The organism is Algisphaera agarilytica (assembly GCF_014207595.1).
Lineage (GTDB): Bacteria > Planctomycetota > Phycisphaerae > Phycisphaerales > Phycisphaeraceae > Algisphaera > Algisphaera agarilytica.
In genome coordinates, this window is sequence record NZ_JACHGY010000001.1 from 1,499,212 (window position 1) to 1,518,280 (window position 19,069).

Annotated in this window: 20 protein-coding genes; 15 read left to right on the plus strand and 5 right to left on the minus strand. The window is 65.1% G+C overall.

What is annotated here, in order from left to right; all coding sequences use genetic code 11:
- Positions 1–188: 188 nt before the first annotated feature.
- Positions 189–659, plus strand: a complete 471-nt coding sequence (locus HNQ40_RS06355; protein WP_184677040.1) for a YHS domain-containing (seleno)protein — start codon at positions 189–191, stop codon at positions 657–659.
- Positions 660–846: 187 nt separating this feature from the next.
- On the opposite strand, the gene HNQ40_RS06360 is transcribed toward HNQ40_RS06355, so the two are convergent.
- The gene (locus HNQ40_RS06360) at positions 847–1,446 is read right to left on the minus strand and encodes a TetR/AcrR family transcriptional regulator (RefSeq protein WP_184677041.1); all 600 of its coding nucleotides are present in this window, start codon (positions 1,444–1,446) and stop codon (positions 847–849) included.
- 139 nt (positions 1,447–1,585) lie between these two features.
- On the opposite strand from HNQ40_RS06360, the gene HNQ40_RS06365 reads away from it, so the two are divergent.
- From HNQ40_RS06365 to HNQ40_RS06375, 3 genes are all read left to right on the plus strand, one after another.
- The gene (locus HNQ40_RS06365) at positions 1,586–2,308 is read left to right on the plus strand and encodes an SDR family oxidoreductase (protein WP_184677042.1); all 723 of its coding nucleotides are present in this window, start codon (positions 1,586–1,588) and stop codon (positions 2,306–2,308) included.
- Between the two features lie 136 nt (positions 2,309–2,444).
- Positions 2,445–3,638: a phosphoglycerate kinase gene (locus tag HNQ40_RS06370; protein ID WP_184677043.1), complete on the plus strand. Its 1,194-nt coding sequence runs from the start codon at positions 2,445–2,447 to the stop codon at positions 3,636–3,638.
- Positions 3,639–3,728: 90 nt separating this feature from the next.
- The gene (locus tag HNQ40_RS06375; RefSeq protein WP_184677044.1) at positions 3,729–4,409 is read left to right on the plus strand and encodes a hypothetical protein; all 681 of its coding nucleotides are present in this window, start codon (positions 3,729–3,731) and stop codon (positions 4,407–4,409) included.
- A gap of 22 nt (positions 4,410–4,431) precedes the next feature.
- Here HNQ40_RS06375 and HNQ40_RS06380 read toward each other — a convergent pair whose 3' ends face one another.
- Both HNQ40_RS06380 and HNQ40_RS06385 read right to left on the minus strand, forming a co-directional pair.
- Positions 4,432–5,457 (minus strand): hypothetical protein, encoded by a 1,026-nt coding sequence (locus HNQ40_RS06380; RefSeq protein WP_184677045.1) that lies wholly within the window; start codon positions 5,455–5,457, stop codon positions 4,432–4,434.
- The gene (locus HNQ40_RS06385; protein ID WP_184677046.1) at positions 5,454–6,905 is read right to left on the minus strand and encodes a hypothetical protein; all 1,452 of its coding nucleotides are present in this window, start codon (positions 6,903–6,905) and stop codon (positions 5,454–5,456) included. Before HNQ40_RS06385 ends, HNQ40_RS06380 begins: the two co-directional genes overlap by 4 nt.
- 144 nt (positions 6,906–7,049) lie before the next feature.
- Between HNQ40_RS06385 and HNQ40_RS06390 the strand changes: the two genes are divergently transcribed.
- The 5 genes from HNQ40_RS06390 (at position 7,050) to HNQ40_RS06410 (ending at position 10,852) form a co-directional block, all read left to right on the plus strand.
- Positions 7,050–8,021, plus strand: coding sequence for a hypothetical protein (locus tag HNQ40_RS06390; RefSeq protein WP_184677047.1), 972 nt, complete (start codon positions 7,050–7,052; stop codon positions 8,019–8,021).
- 44 nt (positions 8,022–8,065) lie between these two features.
- Positions 8,066–8,974 (plus strand): family 16 glycosylhydrolase, encoded by a 909-nt coding sequence (locus HNQ40_RS06395; protein ID WP_184677048.1) that lies wholly within the window; start codon positions 8,066–8,068, stop codon positions 8,972–8,974.
- A gap of 181 nt (positions 8,975–9,155) precedes the next feature.
- Entirely contained in the window at positions 9,156–9,839 is a 684-nt protein-coding gene (rpe, locus tag HNQ40_RS06400) for a ribulose-phosphate 3-epimerase (protein WP_184677049.1), read from the plus strand.
- Positions 9,840–9,945: 106 nt separating this feature from the next.
- Positions 9,946–10,281 (plus strand): STAS domain-containing protein, encoded by a 336-nt coding sequence (locus tag HNQ40_RS06405; RefSeq protein ID WP_184677050.1) that lies wholly within the window; start codon positions 9,946–9,948, stop codon positions 10,279–10,281.
- 202 nt (positions 10,282–10,483) lie between these two features.
- A complete protein-coding gene (locus HNQ40_RS06410) occupies positions 10,484–10,852 on the plus strand; it encodes an STAS domain-containing protein (RefSeq protein WP_184677051.1) in 369 nt (122 codons plus the stop codon).
- A 166-nt stretch (positions 10,853–11,018) separates the two neighbouring features.
- Here the strand turns inward: HNQ40_RS06410 and HNQ40_RS06415 are convergent, their stop codons facing one another.
- Positions 11,019–11,774 carry a metallophosphoesterase family protein gene (locus HNQ40_RS06415; protein ID WP_184677052.1) on the minus strand — a complete coding sequence of 252 codons (756 nt, stop codon included), beginning with the start codon at positions 11,772–11,774 and terminating at the stop codon, positions 11,019–11,021.
- Positions 11,775–11,928: 154 nt separating this feature from the next.
- Here HNQ40_RS06415 and HNQ40_RS06420 point away from each other — a divergent pair, with 154 nt between their 5' ends.
- The 5 genes from HNQ40_RS06420 (at position 11,929) to HNQ40_RS06440 (ending at position 16,930) form a co-directional block, all read left to right on the plus strand.
- Positions 11,929–13,029 (plus strand): glycosyltransferase family 9 protein, encoded by a 1,101-nt coding sequence (locus HNQ40_RS06420; RefSeq protein WP_184677053.1) that lies wholly within the window; start codon positions 11,929–11,931, stop codon positions 13,027–13,029.
- Between the two features lie 2 nt (positions 13,030–13,031).
- Positions 13,032–13,613, plus strand: a complete 582-nt coding sequence (locus HNQ40_RS06425; protein ID WP_184677054.1) for an RNA polymerase sigma factor — start codon at positions 13,032–13,034, stop codon at positions 13,611–13,613.
- 67 nt (positions 13,614–13,680) lie between these two features.
- A complete protein-coding gene (locus tag HNQ40_RS06430) occupies positions 13,681–14,196 on the plus strand; it encodes a dockerin type I domain-containing protein (protein WP_184677055.1) in 516 nt (171 codons plus the stop codon).
- Positions 14,193–14,708 (plus strand): hypothetical protein, encoded by a 516-nt coding sequence (locus tag HNQ40_RS06435; RefSeq protein ID WP_184677056.1) that lies wholly within the window; start codon positions 14,193–14,195, stop codon positions 14,706–14,708. Before HNQ40_RS06430 ends, HNQ40_RS06435 begins: the two co-directional genes overlap by 4 nt.
- Before the next feature lie 185 nt (positions 14,709–14,893).
- A complete protein-coding gene (locus HNQ40_RS06440) occupies positions 14,894–16,930 on the plus strand; it encodes a VIT domain-containing protein (RefSeq protein ID WP_184677057.1) in 2,037 nt (678 codons plus the stop codon).
- 81 nt (positions 16,931–17,011) lie between these two features.
- On the opposite strand, the gene HNQ40_RS06445 is transcribed toward HNQ40_RS06440, so the two are convergent.
- Entirely contained in the window at positions 17,012–17,833 is an 822-nt protein-coding gene (locus HNQ40_RS06445; protein ID WP_184677058.1) for a hypothetical protein, read from the minus strand.
- A gap of 153 nt (positions 17,834–17,986) precedes the next feature.
- Here HNQ40_RS06445 and HNQ40_RS06450 point away from each other — a divergent pair, with 153 nt between their 5' ends.
- A complete protein-coding gene (locus HNQ40_RS06450; RefSeq protein WP_184677059.1) occupies positions 17,987–18,985 on the plus strand; it encodes a hypothetical protein in 999 nt (332 codons plus the stop codon).
- Positions 18,986–19,069: the final 84 nt, after the last annotated feature.

A 19,069-nucleotide genomic window follows, 5' to 3' on the forward strand; every position in this document is an offset into this window, starting at 1 on the left:
GCCAAACGGTGGTGGAAGTGACCCCGCCGACGGGCGTCCACCGCAAGATTTACACGTCTTGAGATTGACGAAAATATTTTCGTTCAATCCGAAATAGAACCCATCGCCACGCGGTTGGTCAGGGGCGTGCACGCCATCACCACAACCCTTACCTCCCGACTCAACCCTCAAACCAACCGGAAAACCCGATGTCCCGACCCCTCCCTGCTTCGTTGATGCTGGCTGCCCTCGCCTTGCTGGTGGCCCCCTTGTCCCTCGCGGGTGACAACCCGCAAGCCCCGCAGCACACCACCGCCCTCGGCCTCGCGGGCTACTCGCCCGTGTCGTACTTCCACCAAGACGGCCCGCACTTCGGCTCGCCCGAATTCGCCGCCGAGCACGCGGGCGTGACCTACTTCTTCGCCAACGCGCAAGAACTCAGCACCTTCTCGGCCGACCCCGAACGCTACGCCCCCGCCTACGGCGGCTGGTGCGCGACCGGGATGTCCAAGGGCAAGTACTTCGACGTCGATCCGACCGTCTTCAAGCTCGTCGATGGCCAACTCTTCCTCTACAAGAAGAACGCCCAGGTCAATGCCCTGGACGTGTGGAACGCCGGCAACGAAGCCCAGCTGACCAAGAAAGCCAACGAGTTCTGGAAGAGCGAAAACAGCATGTAATTTCGCCTCGACTTACCTAACCACTCACCCCGACCCGGTACGCATAACGCTTACCGGGTTTTTCGTGCGTGCTGCATTCAAAGACGTCCGTCAGTTCCCCCGAGACAATCGTTCGCAACCAACCTGCATCAACGAAGAATGCAGGTTCAGCGACACCGCTGTGAAAACGCATAGACCGTAAACGTGATTACGCCTTCGCCTGATCCAACATCGCCAACGCTGCGGCGATGGCGTGCTCGATCATCGAGCCGGGCATCCCGCCTCGGCCGACCACCGCGACACCAAAAGCAGACGTCAACAACGAATCGGCCAGCACGGCCGGGTCGGTGTCGGGTTTGAGTTGACCCGCCTCAATCGCTCGTCGCAGGGTGGTGGTTAGCGTCCGGCGGAGTCGGCCGGTGTAGGCACGGGCCACGGCGTCGGGGGCCTCGGGCTCGGACCGGTCCGAGCGGGACAGCGCCTGGGTGAACAGGCAGCCATCCTCACGCGACGCGCCGATGTGCCGTTTCCATTGCCGAACGAAGGCCTCAACGCCCGCCAACGCGTCGTCGCTTTCTTCCAAGGCCTGGATCTGCGGGTCGTTGGCGGTCTTGCCGAAACGTTCGAGCGCCTCGCGGTACAGCCCCGCCTTGTCGCCGAAGCGGTGGTAGAGGCTCTGCATCGCCATGCCGGTCTCTTTGCAGAGCTCGGCCACGCCAACCCCGTCGTAGCCGTCACGCTTGAACAGCGCCGCGGCGGTGTCCAGCACCTGTTCTTCGTCGAATTTGGGGGGGCGTCCACGTGGCATACCACAATTTTAGATTATTTACTCAAAAAATCAAACCCCGGCCTTGATTTATTGAGTGATCATTCTATTATTCCCCCGACAGGCCCGAGACGCCTGCACGCAAGCGACTTTTCACCCCCTACTTCAGAGGAGCATCGATATGAACATTCAAGGAACCACCGCTTTCGTCACCGGCGCCAACCGCGGCATCGGCCGCGCCCTGGTCGAGGCCCTGCTGCAACGCGGGGCGAGCAAGGTCTACGCCGCCGCCCGGCAACTCGGCTCGCTCGACGGCGTGGTCGCCCTCGACCCGCAACGGGTCGTCGCGGTCGAGCTGGACGTCACCAACGCCGATCAGGTCGCCGCCGCGGCCCAGCAGGCGGGTGATGTCGACCTGCTGATCAACAACGCCGGCAAGCTCGACTTCGGCGGCGTGCTCGAGGCGGACCTCGACAGCCTCGCCGGCCAACTCGACGTGAACCTCTACGGCCTGCTCCGCGTGACCCGGGCCTTCCAGCCCGCGCTCACCCAGGCCACGGGCGGCGTGGTGAACCTGCTGTCGGTCGTGTCGCTCGCCCCGATGCCGGGCATCGGGCACTACTCGGCGTCGAAGGCGATCGCCCACTCGGTCACCGAGTCGATGCGGGCCGACTTCACCGAGAGCGGCGTCTCGGTCTTCGGCGTGTTCCCCGGCCCGGTCGATACCGATATGGCCAAGGACGTGCCGATGGACAAAACCGCCCCGGAGGACGTGGCCCGCGACATCCTCAGCGGCATCGAGGCCGACCAGCACGACATCTTCCCCGACCCGTTTGCCGAGCAGGTCCAGGCCGGCTGGGCGGCCGACCCCAAGGCCGTCGCCGCCCAGTTCGCGGGGGCATGATCCACACCCGAGCCGTGGCGGGGGTCTCCAGCCGGAGGCCCCCGCTGTTTCATGCGCGGCGGACGCCGAACCGTTAGAATCCCCGCTCGGAACCCCCCGCAACACACCCCCATCCCCCACGAAACGGAGCCCACCCGTGGCCAAGAAAACGATCGCTGACCTCGACCTCGCCGGCAAAAAAGTCCTCATGCGCTGCGACTTCAACGTGCCGCTGGACGACGCCAAGAACGTCACCGACGACCGCCGCGTCCGCATGGCCCTGCCCACGATCCAGCACGTCCTGGACAACGGCGGCAGCGTGATCGTGATGTCCCACCTGGGTCGGCCCAAGGGTGCCCCCAACCCCGAGTTCAGCCTCAAGCCCGCCGCCGACAAACTCGGCGAGCTGCTGGGCAAGCCCGTCGAGCTCGCCGCCGACACCGCCGGTGACGACGCGGCCGCCAAAGCCGGTGCTCTTCAGCTCGGCGGCGTGCTGGTCCTGGAAAACGTCCGCTTCAACGCCGGCGAGAGCAAGGGCGACGACCCCGCCTACAACTCGGCCCTCGCGGCGCTCGGCGACGTGTACTGCAACAACGCCTTCGGCACCTGCCACCGCACCCAGGCGTCGATGTACGCCGTGCCCAAGGCCATGAAGGAAGCCGGCAAGCCCGCGGTCGTGGGTTTCCTCGTCGAGAAGGAAATCAAGTACCTCGCCGACACCCTCGAAAGCCCCGAGCGCCCCTTCGTCGCGATCCTCGGCGGCGCGAAGGTCTCGGACAAGATCAATGTCATCGACAACCTCCTGGGCATCTGCGACAAGGTGCTCATCGGCGGCGCGATGGCCTACACCTTCAGCCTCGCCGAGGGCGGCAAGGTCGGCGGCTCGCTCGTCGAGCCCGACAAGGTCGAACTCGCGAAGTCGCTGATCGAGAAAGGCGGCGACAAGCTGGTCCTGCCGATCGACACCCATTGCGGCGACGACTTCTCGGGCGACTGCAACAAGCAGATCGTCAAGGCCGGCGAGATCGCCGACGGCTTCGAGGGCCTGGACATCGGCCCCGAGACCGCCAAGCTCTACGCCGACATCGTCACCAACGCCAAGACCGTCGTCTGGAACGGCCCGATGGGCGTGTTCGAGATGCCCCCCTTCGACGCGGGCACCAAGGCCGTCGCCCAGGCCATCGCCGACGGCGACGCCACCTCGATCATCGGCGGCGGCGACTCGGCCGCGGCCATCGAGCAGCTCGGCTTCGCCGACCAGGTCAGCCACGTCTCCACCGGCGGCGGCGCCTCGCTGGAGATGCTCGAAGGCAAAAACTTCGAGAGCGTCGCCCTGCTCGACGAAAAATAAATGGCCAAACCCCGCCCCGGGCGTTTACCATCAACGCAAACTCACAACCGCGATTCGTCGCGGTTTTCTTTTGGCCACAGGAGAGCAGCGATGGGTGGTTTCGCAAAGATCGGGATCGGTGGTTTGTTGGTCGCCGGGTGTTGCCTGGCGCTGGGATTGATGGGGCCGGCCCTCGTCACCGCGCAGCCCGCCGGCGAAGAAGAGGCCCCCCAAGAGGCGGCGTCCATGGGCGTGCTCGCGCCGTTCCTGCTCTACGGCGAAGAACCCGACGGCCCGTGGATCGGCCAGACCGACGGCAACGGCTACCGGCTGATCAACCCCGACGACCCGGACGCGATCACCTACTTCTTCGTGGGCACCAAGCCCGAGGCCGACGGCAAACGCACGTTCTCCGCCAAGGTCGCGGTGCTGCAGGGCGACGGCAAGATCGGGCTGTTCTACGGCTACCAGGAAAATCCGAAGGAGTACTACCTGCTTGTGCTCGACTCGAGCGGCCTGCTCCAGATGTACCACCGCCTGCCGGAGGGCGGCATCGTTGAAGCCTTCAACGTCACCCTCGAAGGCAACACCGACGAAAACGGCAACCCCGCCGGGCTCATGGTCGTCACCCTCAAGATCGTGGAAGACGGCAACTCCGCCAAGGCCTACGTTGACGACGTCGAAGTCGGCACCCTGCAAGGCCCCGCCATCGGAACCGGCGGCATCGGCATCGCGGGCTTCGGCCGAGTGGACGGGTTGTTCCTGGACTTCGACCTGAAGATCGCGGACTAATCGCCGACCAGGCTCAGCGTAATCAGCGATCGTATAAACCGGCGATCTCGTCCCAGGCGTCGTGCAGCAATTGCTTGAACCGCCGCTCATCTTGCTGACGTTTCTGCTGACGCAGCTCGGCGTCGATCGGACGCGCCCCGATCTCCATATGCCGCACCGGCCACTGGCCGTGGGTGTGACGCATCATCAGGCGAAGGTTTTGTTCTGCCCAAGGGCCTTGTTCTGCCCATGAATCCAAAACGTCTTGCATCGCATCGTCGTTGAGAAGCGCCGAGTCACCGAGCTCCGCGGGGCCTTCCTTCGACTGCATCGCCATGATGCTCCAATTGCCACGTTCGGCCACGCCCGAAGCATTGATCTGATCCACGCGGAAGACCACCAACACGAAGTGCGCCAGCTCAGGGACCTCGTTGCGCGTGTAGGTGAAGCTCGCGTGATGGGCCTGCACGCGTGCCCGAAACTCTTCGCCGAGGTTGTTGGGCATCGAGGCGTTGAGCTGGCGATAGGATTCGAGCCAGGGGTGATAGAGTTTGCTCAGCGCGGCCTGCGTCTCGGGGAGTTCGGTTTCGCGGATCAGCCGAGGACCCGCCACCCCGGGCGCGGGGTTCTCTTCGATCAAAGTCAGCAACCAATTCCCGTAAGTTTCCGGCGGGGGCATCGCGATCCAACCCCCCGCGGTCGCGGACCACGGCGCAATCCCCGCCGGCCACGCCCGGTCGTACGCAAAGCCCATGCTCGGATAGAACCGCACCGCCCTCCCATCCGGCGCCGCAACCCGCAGATCGATCATCAACGATTGCTTGGAGTACTCATACCCCAAGCGTTGCGAGATAGGTTCAGGCACCCAGTCTTCGGGCGCGTTCACCGTCACCGCGGGCATGTTGTTCAGCCACGGATCGTGGAGCGTGATGGTTTGCCAAGCCGGGTCAGGGGATGTGAGATCGGCCGTGGTCTGGCACCCGCTGGTACTCAGGCACACCGCTCCAAGCACCAGCCCCCACGCAAACCACCACACGTCACCAACGCGTTGTTGGTTCGAGATACTCATCGCTGCGGGTCGACTTTCGTCCAGTTGCCGGACAAATTCAGGTCGCGGTTGGGGTTGTAGTTGAAGTCGTTGCTGAGGATGTATCGGCCGGTGCCGTCGGTGTGGACGTTGTCGTAGTAGTCGGGGATCTTCACGGTCTGACCGCCGATCTCGTACGGCGTGACCTCGCGGATCGAATCGATCGTCTTGGCATCACCCGCGTCACGGATGGCAGAGCGGGTGGCGTAGCCGCCGGCGATGATGGCGTTGGTGTCTTCGCGGTACTGCTGCATCTTGGCGTTGTGGGCCTGCCAGTCGCGGTTGCGTTGGGCTTGGCCGTCGGCCCGGATCTTGGCCAGTTGCTGCCAGTAGCGGTTCATCTCGGCCTGCCACTGCGGGTTGATGCGCATCGATTGCATCACGGTCATCAGCTCGGGGTCCTTCATGTAGTCCGTGCCGACCGGGCCACGCATACTGATCATCAAGGGCACCGCCCAGGTCCCGCTGGTGAGCTGGCCCTGCGAGAAGTTGACGAAGTACTGCCAGGCGATCAGCACCGATTCTTCCAGCTCGATGCCGTTTTCGACGTACTGGATCTTCACGACCGTGGCCTGGGTATCGAAGGCCGCGCCCATGCCCAATTGAGCCCCCGTCTCCGAGAGCTGTTGCGCCGACTGGTACATCAGCGCCGACTGCTGCTGCAGAAGCTTGGCGAACTCGGGCTCGGGCTCCTCGGAGATGAGCCGGAGGTTACTGACGTCGGGGTCGGGGTTGTTCTTGGCCAACTCCATCAGCCACGAACCCGGGGTTTCGGGCAGCGGATAGAAGAGGTTGCCGTTGATCGGCTGGAAGAGCTGGGCGCCCTGCTGCATCGCCTGAGCGCTGAACTCAAACGCCAGGCTCGGGAAGAAGTGCAGCTGTCGGCCGTCGGGCGCGCTGTACATGACGTCGTGGAAGAACGGGTTGTTCCACATCATGTTCGAGCCGCGGGTGATGCCGCCCTCGATCTTCCAGTCTTCGGGGACGAGGATGGTCTTGGCGACCATGCCGTTGAGCCCCGGGTCGGTGACCTGGTGCTTGCGGAAGACGGTGGGCGTGTTGGCGTTGGACGCGGGGGCGGAAGCGGCTGGAGAACCGGACGTGGGCTTGGCTTGAGCCTGGGGTTTCTGGCCGATCTCGGGGAACGGCGCGTTGGTGTCGATCTCGACCTTGTCCGACTTGGCTTGAGCCTTTGCATCGGGCTTCGGCTTGCTCTGAGATTCGGCCGTCTTATCCGACGGGTCTTGCTCGCCCGCCTGCTCAGCGCGGAACTTCGCCAGCGCCTCGGCTTCCTCGGGGGTCAGCGTCTCGACCACCGCGTCGTTAGCCTCAGCCGTTGGCTCGGCCTCGCCCCCGTCGCCGCAGCCGACCAGCTGCAACCCCAAAACCGCCACGCACATCGTCCCCCAACTCAGCCCCATCTTTCGCATGATCGACACCCCAATCGTAAACCCAAGACCTTACGGATATACCCAAAACACGACCCTCAACATTAACCCAACGCCACCGTATTTCCTAGCCCAACCCTGCGAAAAACTCCGGCAAAACCACCCCGGGCGGATACCATGCGTGGTATGAATCTCCCCCCCCTCGCCGTTCGCTATGGGTTGTGTCTCGTCTTCGCGAGCCTGCTGCCCGCCGCCGCTTTCGCTCAGGTCGGTAGTGCCCTGATCGCCGTGCCGTGGCAGCCGGGCAAGTCGGTCAGCGCAACCAACTACTTCATCGGCTTCGAGTCGGAGTCCGACGGCGCGGGGTTCGACACCGACCTCGCCCGCGGCGTGTCGCTCGGCCGGGTCCGCATCGACTCCAAAGACCCCAACTCCGTCACCTTCGGCTGGCTGTACGACCACACCGTCATCGACTCCAGCGACCCGCTGCTGCCCGAGCGACTGGTCAACGCCGCGTTCGCCGCCGGGTTCGGGCTGGGCGAGATCGGCGACTGGAACCTCAAGCTCTCCGCCGGCGGCGGCACCGCCAGCAACCACATCATCACCGACGAGAACAGCTGGTACGGCGTGGGCAGCCTCGTCGCCACCAAACCCCTGGACCGACGCAGCAGCCTCTCACTCATCCTCGACTACGACGGCAGCCGAAGCATCTGGCCCGACATCCCCCTGCCCGGTTTCCAATACAACGTGTTCGAATCGCAGACCCTGCGTTACAGCGTCGGCGTGCCGTTCTCCACGCTGTACTACCAACCCGACGACCGCTGGACCTTCGACCTGCGCTACATCGTGCCCATCGGCGGCTCGGCCAACATCTCCTTCCGTATCAGCGACCAGTGGTCGGCCTACACCAGCTACACCTCGACCACCCGCGGCTTCCACCTCGAAGGCGAGTCCAACGACGAACGCTTCTTCTTCTCCCAGGACCGCGGCGAGCTGGGCCTGCGTTACTCCCCCGCGCCGGGATGGACATGGGTCTTCGCCGGCGGCTGGGCGTTCGATCAGGAATTCACCCGCGGCTTCGACACCCGCCGCGACGACCTGGTCCGCGAGCTCGACGACACCGCGTTCCTCCGGCTCGGGTTAAACTTCTCGTTCTGATCCCCTCTTTCTGCTTTCTTTTTCTTTGTTCGGAAAGGTTTTCGATGCCGCGCATCTGTTCTTTGGTTTCGGCCCTGCTGCTTACTTATTTCATTACCGGTTGCACCGCGACACCGGCGGACACCAGCGCCGCGGTGATCCCCCCGCCGCCGGTCGATCCGCCCGCGGGTTATCAGTGGGTGCTCAACGAGCCGCTGAGCGACGAGTTCAACGGCACCGAACTGGACCGCGACAAATGGCTGGACCACTACCCCGGCTGGGAAGGCCGTGTGCCCGGCCTGTTCGTGCCCGAGTCGATCAGTGTGAAAGACGGCACGCTCAAGATCCGCAGCCACATCCTCGACGAGCCGCGCGGCGACGAGGGGCAGTGGACCATCGGCTGCGGCGCGATCCAATCGAAAGCCATGACCGCCCACTACGGCTACTTCGAAGCCCGCATCAAGACGTCCAACGTCCGCACGTCCACCACCTTCTGGATGAAAAACGACCGAGGGCCCAAGCCCGAGCGGCCGTTCAAGATCACCGAGCTGGACGTCATGGAAGCCGTGGGCAACGCCGGACGCTGGCCGGGCTTCGCCACGCAGATCAAGTCCAACACCCACATCGAGTACTTCGCCGAAGACCCCGACAGCGAGCCGGTCAACCTGAAGAAAGGCGGCGGGGCCAACCTGCCCGACGGCGGCCGGTCGCACGACCGCTTCCGCACCTACGCCTGCTGGTGGGTCGACGCGAACACGATCCACTTCTACGTGGACGGCCAACTCATGTACACCGTCGAGCCGTCGACCGAGCTCGACCCCTCGCCGATGGACCTACCGATGTTCATCAACGCGGTCTGTGAGATCTACACCTGGGAGCTGCCGCCGGAAGAAGCCAACCTCCGCGACGATTCGCGCAACACGTCCTACTACGACTTCATCCGGTCGTGGACGTTGGAGAAGATCGAAGACTAAATTCCCCTCCCTTGAGGGAGGGGTTAGGGGTGGGTGCCGTGGTACCGAAACCCTACGAGCACTCGGCACCCCCACCCGGCCTCCCCCTCAAGGGGGAGGAGTCGCAAACCGCCTCGATGCTTGAGCAGGATAAGTTCGTCACTGTGTGTTGGCCCTCATGGATTGCGTTACGATTGCCCGCATGATCGACCTCTCGCAAAAGCCCGCCCAGCCGCTCGTCCTGCCCTCGATCCTCGCGGCCGACTTCACCACGCTCGGCGAAGACGTCGCGGACGTGCTGGACAAAGGCGCCGACGGCATCCACGTCGACATCATGGACGGGCACTTCGTGCCGAACCTGTCCATCGGCGTGCCGATCATGGCGTCGCTGCGCAAGCGGTTCCCCGATGCGTACTTCGATGTGCACCTGATGGTGACCAACCCCGAGCTGTTCGTGCAACCGTTCGCCGATGCCGGGGCCGACCACATCACCTTCCACATCGAGGCCACCGCGGGGCGTAAGGAAAACCACGAGTTCGACCTCATCAAACAGATCAAAGCGACCGGCTGCACCGCGGGCATCAGCTTCAACCCGCCGACGACCGCCGCGTCGGTCCAGCACCTGGTCGGCCACGTCGAGATGTTCCTGGCCATGAGCGTCCACCCCGGATTCGGCGGGCAGAAGTTCATCCCCGAAGTGCTCGACAAGATCCGCGAGCTGTCGCCCAAGCTGCCCGACACCGCCCGCTTCGAGATCGACGGCGGCGTGGGCCCGGTCAACGCCGGGGACGTCGCCGCGGCGGGCGTCGACATGATCGTCGCAGGCTCGGCCGTGTTCGGCGCACCGGACCGCGCCGCAGCCATCGCCGCGATCAAGGCCGGATGATCCGCCAGTCAAGCCACCCCGGGGACGTGGTCGATAGAATTGAACGACGCGTTTCCCGCTTCTCCCCTGCGTCACCCTTCCCCTCCGAGGTAAACTCTATCTAACGATGGAAAGCCCAATCGCCAACATCCAGCAAGACGGCCCCCGCGTCACGGTCGAGATCACCGAACGCGAAGTCGACACCGACGAGCTCCGCAGCCTCGTACACGAGCTCAAACAAACCCTCGAAGGCGAAGCCCGGGTGTTTGTGTTCCGCCTGGAGACCGTGGAGTTTCTCCCGTCCGCCTGCCTGGCGTTGCTGCTGATGTTCTATCAAGAGGTGAAGAAGCACGACGGCCGGATCATCCTGCTCAACTGCCAGGAAAACGTCGCCTTCCTCCTGCGGCTGGCCCGGCTGGACAAGATCTTCGAGCTCGCCGAGGGCGAGGCCGACCAGGCCTGAACCCGCCCCGCCCACGCGGACCCCGCCCCTCCAAACCCACCCCCTTCCTAAGCCGCCGCCGTGCGGGTTGTTATCGGCTGTAACGTCTGGATAAGTTCCCGCCCCTCCAGCTTTACCCCCAACACCCAAAGTGACTCGCCCGCCGCTCCGATGAATCGTTAGCTGGAGGTACCCCTTCCTCTAACCGCAGCGAGGCAAGCCCATGGCGACCTACGAATCCGACATCGAACAAACCGGCCCCAACGTCACCATCAAGGTCGCCGGCCCCGACGCGTCTCACGCCGAGATGAACGAGGTCGTCACCGAATGCTGTGACCGTATGCGTTACGAGTCGGCCACCAACTTCGTCTTCGACCTCGAAAACGTCGAGTTCCTCGCCTCGGCCTGCATCGGGTCGATGGTCGAGCTGCTCCGCGAGGTCGAGCCGATGCGCGGCAAGATCGCCCTGGCCAACTGCGACGACAATGTCGCCTTCCTCTTCAAGGTCACCAAGCTCGACGACATCTTCGGCATCTTCGACGACATCGAAGAAGCACTCGAGTCGTTCAAAAAGCAAGACGCGCGGTTCTAAACCACCCGCACACCTCTGTTTCAATAGCTGCGACGCCACGCGTCGCTGCAACCGAAGCACCGAAAACAGCGACGCGTGGCGTCGCAGCTAGGTGAGTCTAAAAAACACTCCACTTTGATTGCATCGAGGCTCACACAGGGTTCCTGCCGTGTGTGGGCTTTTGTCGTTAGCGCCCTTCGAGCAAGCGCTGCCCCAAGAAGTCGGACAGGTCGTCGATCGCGGCGATCTTGTCGACGACGGTCTGGATGTCGTAGTCCAGACGGACAAACTCGACGCGGTCGTCGTGGAGGATGGCGTAGCTGGCGCGGGGGTCGCGGTCGCGGGGTTGGCCGACGCTGCCGGGGTTGACGATGCACTTCTCATCATCCCGGAAGGTGTAGGCCTCGCCCAGGTCGCCGGGCGGGTAGAAGTCGGGCTCGTCGGTGAACACGCCGGTGACGTGGGTGTGGCCGCAGAAGGCGCGGGTCTCGATGCGGTCGAAGATGGCCGACATCTTGTTGGGCGCCGCCACGACGTCGTCGGGGAAGATGTACTCGTTGATCGGGCGACGCGGCGAGGCGTGGACCCACAGCGCCCCGTCGTACCACCGGCGGATCAAGAGGTTGCCCAGGTACTCGAACCGCTTGCGACGCTTCTCGGCGTCGGGCTCGTCCTCGAACTGTTTGCGGGTCCAGAACGACGCCTGCTCGGCCGACGAGTTGAAGCTCGTGGGCTCGTAGAGCACCGCGAAGTCGTGGTTGCCCATCATCGCGAACTCGCAGCGCTCCATCACCAGGTCCAGGCAGTCGGTCGGGTTCGGCCCGTAGCCGATGATATCGCCCAGGCAGACGATCCGGTCGATGCCGCGTTGATCGATGTCAGCCATGACGACCTGCAGGGCGTCGACGTTGCCGTGGATGTCGGAGATGATGGCGGTGGGCATGGATACAGGGAGCCGGGGGTGGGGAGTAGGGAGCAGGGCATACTGCCCGAGAGAACACCGTATTCCGTAACCGATACGATAACGCAAAGTTCACATTCACGCGGCCCGCGGACCACCCCGGCGGCCTCAGAATCCGGAATCTGATATTCACCCTGTGCAGCGCATCCTGATCATTCGGCCATCGGCGCTGGGCGACGTCGCCCGCACCGTGCCCTGTCTGGCGTCGCTCCGGCGGGCGTATCCCGAGGCCCGGATCGACTGGCTGGTGGGGTCGGCGTTTGTCGATGCCGTGCGGGCCCACCCGGGGCTGACGGGCGTGATCCCATTCGACCGCAAGAAGCGCTCGGCGGTCTGGCCGATGCTGCGGACGCTGCGACAGACGCGATACGACATGGCCATCGACCTGCAGGGCCTGGCCCGCTCGGGGTTCTTCGCCTGGGCCAGCCGTGCCAAGCAACGCGTCGGCTACGCCAATGCGCGGGAGCTGGGGTGGCTGGGGTATACCGACAAACACCTGATCGACGAAAAGCTCCACGCCGCCGACCGCATGCTCCGGCTGATCGACGCGTTGGACGTGCCGCGGGTCAACGATCTGTCGCTGCACGTGCCCGACGAGGATCAGCAGTGGCTGGATCAGCACCTGGCCGAGCTCGGAGTTTCGCCGGGGCGATACGCGTGTGTCGCGCCAACGGCGCAGTGGGGCTGCAAGTGCTGGCCGATGCAGCGCTACGCTGAGGTGACCCAGCGGTTGCTTGAGCAGCCGGACATCGACCACGTGTTCGTTCTCGCCGCGCCGCACGAGCAGGCGCGGGTGCAGGCGGGCTTCACCGCCCTGTCGCCCGAGGAACTCGAGCGCACCGCCACCCCGCCCACCACGGTCGGAAAACTCATGGCCGTGCTCGCCGGAGCGAAACTGCTGGTGTGCAACGACTCGGCCCCCCTGCACCTGGCCGTCGGCCTCGCCACACCCACCGTCAGCCTCTTCGGGCCGACCGACCCCGCGCTCGTCGGCCCGCCGCCGCCGGGCTTCTTCACGCCCCCGCTCGGCGACGCGTCTGCCGTGCCGTTGCCCGAAGGCTCTTCCGGCCAGCGCGTGGCCGATCTGATCACTACCGGCCGGCACCGCGTGTTGCGTGCCCCCTCGGCCGTCGGTCGGACGTTTAACTACCGCGCCCACCGCGACGACGATACGTTGATTTCCGAGTTGACGGTCGATGAAGCTTGGTCTGCCATCGATCAAGCGTTACAACCTTAGGGGTGGACACCTTCCGGCAACTCGAAGTGCTCAGCGACGAACAGCTCGTCGAACACGCCAACCGCGGCGACGCTCAGAGCCCCGCGGCCTTCGAGACGCTCTACCGCCGACACCGCGACACCGTGCTGCGCCTTGCCCGGCGGTACACCCGGGGCGACGAGGCCCTCGCGCTCGACGCCGCGCAGGAAACCTTCATCTATCTGCTGGGCAAGTTCCCCCCGCCGCCCGAAAACCAGCTGACGCTCACCGCGAAGCTCACCACCTTTTTGTTTCCCGTGGCCAGGCATGCCGCACTCTCGGCCACCAAGAAGAAGGCCCGCCTCCGGCTGACCACGGGCGACGCCCTGCCCGAGCCGATCGCCGAATCCCCCATTCCCCTCGACGACGGCCTCGACGCCCTGCTGGGCCGGCTCAGCGACGAACACTGCGAGGTGGTGCTGCTGCGTTTTGTGGACGACATGACGGTCCCCGAGATCGCCCGAGCCCTCGACATCCCGCAGGGCACGGTGAAATCGCGTCTGCACCACGCCGTGGCCCAGCTCCGCCGTGACCCGGCCACGAAAAAATATTTCGAATTGCCTTGAACGGTTCGCCCCGCTTGCGCCCTTCACCTTCCGAACCCCTCACCGCGCCCGTGCGCCGAGGACTCACATGACCCACCCCGACGACCCCCAACTTCCCGACGACCTGATCGCCGAGCTCAAACGCCGGGACGCTCAGCCGTTTGCCGACACCGACCGGCTCGACGAGCGCATCCGCCTCGCGATCGATGCGCACTATGCGCCCACGGACCTGGTGGCGACTGCTTCGGCCCCCGCGTCGTGGCGTTTCCGTCGCCGGCTGATCGGAGCTGGCCTGGCGGCGGCCGCCGCGGTGGGCTTCGTGGTTTGGCTCAACCCGAACACCTTTTCGCCGCCCGCCGATCCGGTCGCGCAGGTCGCCCCATCGCCCGAACTCCCTCACGACTTCAACCGCGACGGCGCGCTCGACATCCTCGACGTCATGCGGCTGGCAAAACACGTCCAGGACACGCCGCCTTCCGGCCCCCTCGCGGACTCGGCCGCCGTGTTCGATGTGAACCATGACCAGCGCATCGATGCGCAAGACGTCCAGACGCTCGGCCGATCCATCGTCCGCCTCGCTTCCGAGAAGGACGGTGAGGTATGAGAACGCTGGCCGCGATGAGTTTCGTGCTGCTTTGCTTGAGCCTCGCTGTGTCGTTAGCGCCGCCGACGGCATCCGGGGATGTGCAAACCCTGCCCGACACGCGGCCCGCCGCCGCGGCCTCGCCCTACTTCGAAGCGGTCCCCGTGGTGATCGATCCGCAGGGGCAACCGTTGGCAGCGTATCAGTTCGAGCTGTCCTCGCCCAACGCCGAGCTCACCATCGTGGGCTTGGAGAACGGCGAGCATCCCGCGTTTGCCGACGCGCCCTTCTACGACACCGACGCGGTCAACCAGGGCCGGGCCGACCGCATCATCGTTGCCGCCTACTCGCTTCTGCCCGGCGAAGAACTGCCGAATCAGCCAACGCGCGTCGCCACCGTCATGGTGCAGGTGCAGCTCTCGCCGGATGCCGAGCCGGGCACCGTTGCCGAATATCAACTCGACCTCATCACCGCGGGCAACCCCGCCGGCGAGCCGATCCCCGCCGCCCTTTTCCGTGGAGCGCAGCCTTGAAACACGTCATTCAACTTTCGATTCTGAGCATCGTAGCCGTACTACTTCTGGTGGGATGCACCACCGAGGAATCGGCGTATCTCGACCCGACGGTGACGGGACGGTGGCAACAGACCCACGCGAATATGCCGATGACCGACTCCGACAGAGACGGTATTGCGGATTCACGGTGGAACTGGGCACCCTTGCGAAACGAATCTCTGACGCATGTCATGGGCGTCAAAATCGTCGATGGCAAGCCCCAGCCCGCTGCTGCCCCCGTCTTCACCACCGTCGCCCCCGACGAAGAGGTCTGGATCATCGCCACCCCCGGCAATCAAGCGAATCCCGCGGCCCAAGACGACGACACCCCCGGCAGCGGCGCGCTGCTCGCACTGATGCCGCCCCCAACCGGAGGCGGCGAAGCCGAGAAAGTTCCTGTTCCGCTTGAGCACACCGACGTGCAGGCCCGCGTGGATGCCTACCTCGCCACCGTCGATGTCACCCAGCAGTTCCGCAACCCCTACGACACCAAGATCGAAGCGGTCTACGTCTTCCCGCTCCCGCAGAACGCCGCCGTGAGCGAGTTCATCATGATCATCGGCGAACGCAAGATCCGCGGCATCCTCCGCGAGAAAGAAGAAGCCAAGCGTCTCTACGAACAGGCCAAGCACCAGGGCTACAACGCCTCGCTGCTCACCCAGCAGCGCCCCAACCTCTTCACGCAGAAGGTCGCCAACCTCGAGCCCGGCCAACGCATCGACGTGAAGCTCAGCTACTTCCAGACCCTTGCCTACGCCGACGGCGTGTACAGCTTCGTGTTCCCCATGGTCGTCGGGCCCCGGTTTAACCCGCCCGCCACGACCGCCACCGGCCAAGGGGTCGGGGCCGTGGGCTACGGCCGCACCGGCGCCTCCGGCCAATCCACCGAGGTGTCCTATCTCCGCCCCAACCAGCGCACCGCCCACGACATCGACCTTTCGCTCACCCTCGAGGCGGGCCTGCCCGTTGAAGAATTCCGCAGCCACCACCACGACGTCACCACCACCCGCCACGACGACGGCTCGATCACCTACGCGTTGGCCGACCACTCCGACAACCGGATCCCCAACCGCGACTTCGTGCTGTCCTACCGCGTGGCGGGCGATGACATCCGCACCAACGTGCTCACCCACACCGACGAAGCCACCAGCGAGAACTATTTCACCATGATGCTGATCCCCCCGGCCGAGCTCGGCTCGCTCGAACGTCAGCCGATGGAGATGGTGTTTGTCATCGACTGCTCGGGCTCGATGGGCGGCGAGCCGATCGCCCAGGCCAAAGCTGCGATCGTGGCGGCGCTCGATCAACTCGGGCCAGACGACACGTTCCAGATCATCCGCTTCTCGTCGGACGCCTCGCAGCTCGGGCCCCAGCCAATCGCGGCGACTGACAAGAACAGGCGACACGCCAAACGCTACGTCCGCAACCTCCACAGCGGCGGCGGCACCATGATGATCGAGGGCATCAAGGCGGCGCTCGACTTCCCGCACGACCCCGAACGCTTCCGCGTGGTCACCTTCCTTACCGACGGCTTCATCGGTAACGACCGAGACATCATCGGTGAAGTGTCCAAACGCGTCGGCCCGGCCCGCATCTTCTCCTTCGGCGTCGGCTCCTCGCCCAACCGCTACCTCATGCAGCGCATGGCCAAGCAGGGACGAGGCGCCGCGGCCTACCTCGGGCTCAACGACGACGCCGCCGCGGTGATGGACACCTACTTCGACCGCGTCAGCCGACCCGCGCTCACCGACGTGGCCATCCACTTCGGCAACGCCGAGGTCAGCGACGTCTACCCCGCGACGCTGCCCGACCTGTTCGTCGGCCGACCTGTCGTAGTCACCGGCAAGTACACCGGCACGCTCGACCACGTCCGCGTCGGCGGGTTTGCCGGGGGCGAGAAACGCGTGGCCACCATCGCGCCGCCCGACGACAACGCGACCCACCCCGCGCTCGCCCAGGTCTGGGCCCGCCAACGCATCGCCGACCTCTCGGATCAGATGACCTTTGCGGGTGTACGTTTGCAGAAAGAACTCGCGACCGAGATCCTCGACACCGCGCTGAGCCACTCGCTCATGAGCGACTACACCGCGTTCGTCGCCATCGACGCCGCCCACGTCACGGCCGGGAGCAGCGGCGTGACTGTCCACCACCCCGTACCCGTACCCGACGGCGTGCGTTACGACACCACAGTCGCCAAGTAAAAGCCGCCTGCGGCTTAGCGGGAATCGACAGGTTCCTGCGCTAAGCCGCAAGCGGCGGTTGAACATACTTCGAGGTTTGCGTTACTCCGCCGTGAGCACGGCCGTCCGCACCGCGTCGAGGATGGCTTGCAGCTTCGCCTGCATCTCCGGCTGGTCGGCGTAGAGGTACTCGCGCATCTGGTCCAGACGCTTGATCGTCGCGGGGCGGAACACCACGCCTTCGGGGAGCTCGGGGGTGTCGGGCATCAGCGCCGCGCCGCCGGCCAGGTCGCCCGAGAGCACCGCCGCGAGCGCGTGGCCCGTGCGGGTGGGCGTGTCGTCGACGGTGCCGAGCAGCGCGAACTGCTGACGGGCTTCGCGGTAGTAGCCGTGGTTGAGCAGCGCCCACGCATCGTCGCGGTGCGCTTCGGGGACGACGACGGTTTCGACCGCGGTGACCTCGATGTCCTGGGCCAACACCGGCTGGAGGTCGATCGATGGGGCGCGTCGGGCCGAAGACTCGTCCCGGGCGTTGGGGTTGGTGAAGGTCTGGGGCGGGTTGTAGACCGGCGGGTCGTAGGTGACGTACGGCCGAACGACGCCGATGGCTTTTTCGTAGCGCGGGGTGTAGCGGTCGTAGCCGTACCGGTACCCGTCGCGGTAGGAGAAGCTCGGCACGGGCCGTAGCGGACGCACGACGCCGATGGCCTTCTCGCTCTCGGCATACCGCCCGACGCGCACCGCTTCGCCGCGGAATGTGCGCAGCGGGCGCTCGGTGATCACCACGGTCTGCGACCGCCCGGTGTCGAGCGCCTCGGCGTCCGCCTCGACCTGCAGCTGGGCCGACGACATCGTCGCGGGCCACGCCAACAAACCGGCCACGGCGAGCCGGGCCATCCATCCGAATTCACAACGGGTTTTCATCTCAATATCTCCAGGCAACGGCAAAACTCCATGCCCCTTGACCCACCCGGGCGATTGAACGCGCTTCACGGGCTACATTATACGGACGTTTCCGCCGGGTTTTGAGAAACCCGGCGGCCAAAACTTTCGTTAACTGCTTTCCGAAAGCGATTTATGTTTATTTACGCGGGCATCGACGAGGCGGGATACGGGCCGTTTTTCGGCCCGATGACCGTCGGCCGATGCGTGCTGCGGATCCCGAAGCTCGACCACGACGCCGATCCGCCGGACCTGTGGGCCCGGCTGAACAAGGCGGTGTGTCGCCGATTGTCGGGCCGCAAGGGCCGGCTGGTAGTGAACGACTCGAAGAAGCTGACCACCAAGGCCGCGGGGATCAAGCACCTGGAAATGGGCTGCCTGGCGTTCGCCTCGCTCATGCACGACGACCCCGCCGAGGTGCCGGGCGACCTCGCGGCGTGGCTGGACGCGATGGGTGAACAGTCGCACCGCTCGCTGCACGAGTTGCCGTGGTACACGATGGACGAGGTCGGGCCGTGGGCGGAGCTGCCGGTGTCGGCCGACGAGGGGGAACTGGCAATCGCGCGGAACATGCTGCGCCAGACCTGCGGGCGCATCGGCGTGGAGGTCGCGGACCTGGGCTGCGCGGTCATTTTGGAGGACCGCTTCAACCGCATGGTCGACGCGACGCGGTCCAAAGCCGCGGTGAGTTTTACCTTTGTCGCCGGGCATTTACAGCACATCTGGCAGCACTACGGCGAGCACCACCCCACCGTCGTGGTCGACCGCCAGTCCGGCCGGATGCGCTACCGCGATACGCTGGCAATGAACTTCCCCGAAGTCGAAGTCGATGTACTAGCCGAGTCGCCGGCGCGATCGAGCTACCGTATCGAGTGCGGAGGCGGACGCGAGATGACCGTCGTGTTTCAGACCTCCGCCGAGGAGAACCACATGCCCGTGGCCCTCGCGTCGATGATCGCCAAGTACAACCGCGAGCTGATGATGGAGCGGTTCAAGGCCTATTTCACGAAACACCTGCCCGAAGTCGCCCCTACCGCGGGCTACGGCAGCGACGCCAAGCGGTTCTGGCAAGAGGTCCAGCCCCACCTCCAACGCCTGAAGATCGCGCCCCGCGCCCTGCGGCGGCACGCTTGACAGCCCGATCGGCTTCGATATGATTCGCCTGCTTGAGATAGAAAAGCAGCCCCAAAGGCTCTAAACCCGCTTTTTTCCTCAACA